The organism is Protofrankia sp. Cr1 (genome assembly GCF_963555865.1).
Classification (GTDB): Bacteria; Actinomycetota; Actinomycetes; order Frankiales; family Frankiaceae; genus Protofrankia.
Genome location: NZ_CAUVXO010000088.1, coordinates 1 through 3,478, shown reverse-complemented (window position 1 = coordinate 3,478; position 3,478 = coordinate 1). Strand labels below are relative to the sequence as shown.

Annotated in this window: 3 protein-coding genes; all 3 read left to right on the top strand. The window is 73.6% G+C overall.

The annotated features are described in order from the left end of the window. The coding region (locus U9980_RS10045) for a primosomal protein N' (protein ID WP_322767675.1) at window positions 1-1,711 on the top strand (1,711 nt) is incomplete at its 5' end. Window positions 1,712-1,900: 189 nt separating this feature from the next. Beyond that, window positions 1,901-2,449, top strand: coding sequence for a peptide deformylase (gene def / locus U9980_RS10040; protein WP_322747520.1), 549 nt, complete (start codon window positions 1,901-1,903; stop codon window positions 2,447-2,449). Next, window positions 2,449-3,417 (top strand): methionyl-tRNA formyltransferase, encoded by a 969-nt coding sequence (fmt, locus tag U9980_RS10035; protein WP_322767674.1) that lies wholly within the window; start codon window positions 2,449-2,451, stop codon window positions 3,415-3,417. Before def ends, fmt begins: the two co-directional genes overlap by 1 nt. The last annotated feature ends 61 nt before the right edge of the window (window positions 3,418-3,478 follow it).

The window sequence follows — 3,478 nt, the reverse complement described above, 5'->3', positions numbered from 1 at the left end:
TGGCGCCTGGTCGCAGTACCCCCAGGGCGAACGGCTGCTGGGGGACCTGGCCACCGGCGGCAGCCCCCGAGCGGTGTGGTGGGCCCTTCCCGGGCCGTCCTGGCCGGCGATGGTGACCGCTGCCGTGGCCGCCACAGTCCGATCCGACCGGGGTGCGCTGGTCGTCGTGCCCGATCACCGTGACATCGACCGCGTCGTGACCGCGATGCGGGATGTCCCCGGCGCGGCCGGCTGTGTCGCGCTGCGCGCCGACCTCGGCCCGGCCGAACGGTACCGCCGATTCCTGGCCGTCAGCCGCGGGACCGCGCGGGTGGTGGTGGGCACCCGCGCGGCCGTGTTCGCGCCGGTCCGCGACCTCGGCCTGATCATCGTCTGGGACGACGGGGACGATCTGCACGCCGAACCGCGCTCGCCCTACCCGCACACCCGCGACGTCGCCGTGTTGCGGTCCCGGCAGCAGCGCTCGGGTCTGATCATCGGAGGGTGGTCGCCGTCGGCCGACGCGCAGGCCCTGGTTCGGGTCGGCTGGGCCGGCGTGCTGGCCCCGCCGCGGCCGGTGGTACGGGCCGCCGCTGCCCGGGTGGAGGCCACCGGTTCGGATTTCGAAGCGGCCAGGGATCCGGCGGCACGGGCCGCGCGGCTGCCGTCCCTTGCCTGGCGGGCGGCCCACGACGCGCTGGCCGCCGGCACGCCGGTGCTCGTCCAGGTGCCGCGGCGCGGGTACCAGCTTTCGCTGGCCTGCACCGGCTGTCGTCGCCCGGCCCGATGCGGCCACTGCCAGGGTTCGCTCGGGCGTCCGAGCGGCACCGGGCCGCCCACCTGCAACTGGTGCGGCCGCCCCGCGCTCGACCTCTCCAGCCGACCGCCGGCGGGGGCCGCCGGGTGGCGGTGTCCGTCCTGTGGCGACACCCGGTTGCGGGCAACTGTCGTCGGTGACCGGCGGACGGCCGAGGAGCTCGGGCGCGCGTTCCCGGGCGTCGCCGTCCGCACGTCGGGCCGGGACGGCGTGCTGGCGAGCGTCCCGGCCACGCCCGCACTCGTGGTCGCCACTCCAGGCGCCGAGCCGCTCGCCGACGGCGGGTACGGCGCGGTCCTGTTGCTCGACACCTGGGCGTTGCTCGGCCGCGCGGACCTGCGGGCCGCCGAGGAGACCCTGCGACGCTGGTGCGCGGCAGCGGCACTGGCACGGCCCGCCTCCGACGGCGGCCGGATCGTCGTCACCGCCGATGTCGGTCTGGCGGTGGTGCAGGCGCTGACCCGGTGGGACCCGGGCTGGTTCATCCGTCGTGAGCAGGACGAGCGCGCAGCCCTCGGCTTTCCGCCGGCGACCCGGATCGCCGCCGTCGAGGGCGCCGCCGGTCCGGTCGCCGAACTGATCGCAGCCGCGGAGCTCCCGGCCGGCGCCGATGTCCTCGGTCCGGTTCCCCTGGAGACCTGGGGACTTCGGCCTCCGGCGATGCCACCGAACCACGATCGCATCGCCGGTGGCCCGCTAGATGAGGTGGGCAGGCCAGCCGGGCGGGCCGGCGCCGGGCAGTCCGGGGCCGGGCAGCCCGCTGCCGGCGAGGAGCGGCGAGAGCGTGTCCTGGTGCGGGTCCCCAGGGCCCGTGGCCAGCAGCTGGCCGTTGCGCTCAAGGCCGCGCGCGGAGTGCTCGACGCCCGTCGGTCCGCGCCGGTACGGGTCATACTCGACCCGATCACCCTGTTGTGACGGGCGCCGCATCCGGGTCGGCCCGGACGCGTGCGACCATTGTGATGCGCGCGACCATGGTGTTTCCGCCATCGTGCGTTCGTGCTCGCGGCTTCGGTGCTGCGGCGACAGCCCGTAGCATGGATTCTCTTCATGGGTGTGGCGGCACGGCCCCCGCTCTCGACATGTGTAGCCGGAAGGGGTGCGACAGTGACGGTGCGGGAGATCCGACTGCTGGGAGATCCGGTGCTGCGAACGGTGGCCGATCCGGTCACCACTTTTGACAAGGAGCTTCGCCGGCTCGTCGCAGACCTCACCGACACGATGCACGAGGCGGAGGGGGTCGGGCTGGCCGCGCCGCAGCTCGGTGTCTCACTGCGGGTGTTCACCTTTGACGTGGACGGTGAAGTTGGGCACCTGGTCAACCCCGTGCTGGGGCCGTTCAGCGAGGAGATGATGGACGGTGAGGAGGGTTGTCTCTCCCTACCCGGCATCGCGTTCGAGCTGAAACGACCGGACCGGGTGCTGGCCGTCGGCCAGAACGTCCACGGTGATCCTGTCGTGATCGAGGGCAGCGGCCTGATGTCACGCTGCGTCCAACACGAGACCGATCATCTGGACGGGGTGCTGTTCATCGACCGACTGGACCGGATCACAAAGAAGGCGGCGATGAAAGCCATCCGTGAGGCGGAGTGGGCCGGCCAGGCCCCGCCGGTGGTCAAGGCCTCGCCGCATCCGCTGTTCGGGCGCGCCCGCTGATGCGGTTGGTGTTCGCCGGTACGCCGGCCGCCGCGCTGCCGAGCCTGCGCGCCCTGCTCGATTCGCCTCGGCATGAGGTGGTCGCCGTGGTGACGCGTCCTGACCGGCCGGTCGGTCGCGGTCGAAAGGTCGCCCATTCGCCGGTCCGGGCGCTCGCGCAGGAGGCCGCGGTGGATGTGCTGACGCCCGAGCGCCCGCGCGACCCCGCCTTCCTTGCACGCCTCGCCGACATCGCGCCGGAGTGCTGTCCGGTGGTGGCCTATGGGGCGCTGCTCCCGCGGGCTGCCCTCGACATCCCCAAGCATGGCTGGATCAACCTGCATTTCTCACTGCTGCCAGCGTGGCGCGGTGCCGCCCCGGTGCAGCACGCCCTGCTCGCCGGGGACGAGGTGACCGGGGCGTCGGTCTTCCAGATCGAGGAGGACCTTGACACCGGTCCGGTGTACGGGACCCTCACCGAGACCATCGGCGCCCATGACACCGCCGGTGACCTCCTGGAGCGGCTGGCCGCCGCCGGCGCCCGGCTGCTCACGGGGGTGTTGGACGGCATCGACGACGCGTCCGTACACGCCCGACCGCAACCGGGCGAGGGCGTGTCGATCGCGCGCAAGCTGACCGTGGCCGATGTGCGTATCGACTGGTCCGCGCCGGCCTTTCACGTCGACCGGCTGGTCCGGGCGGCCACGCCGGCACCCGGTGCCTGGACGACGTTCCGCGATCATCGGATCAAGCTCGGCCCGGTGCGTCCGCTGTCCACGTCGGACGACCAGACGGCCCCGGCGCAGGTCCAGGTCCAGGCATTCGAGCCCGGACGGATCGTCGTGCGCGCCGGCGACAGCGAGATCGCCGTTGCAACCGGTGGTGGCGTCGTCCTGCTGGGGGATGTGCGTCCCGAGGGGCGCCCGTCCATGACCGCCGGTGCCTGGGCACGTGGGGCCCGGTTGACCGACGGCGAACGATTCGCGTGAACCGGGCTACCACCGCCGGATCCGGCGCGTCGGGCCGCACCGCGTCGGGGTCGGGCCGCAC

Coding starts and splice junctions, on each gene's coding strand:
- fmt (WP_322767674.1), top strand. CDS start 2,449: ATGCGGTTGGTGTTCGCCGGTACGCCGGCCGCCGCGCTGCCGAGCCTG.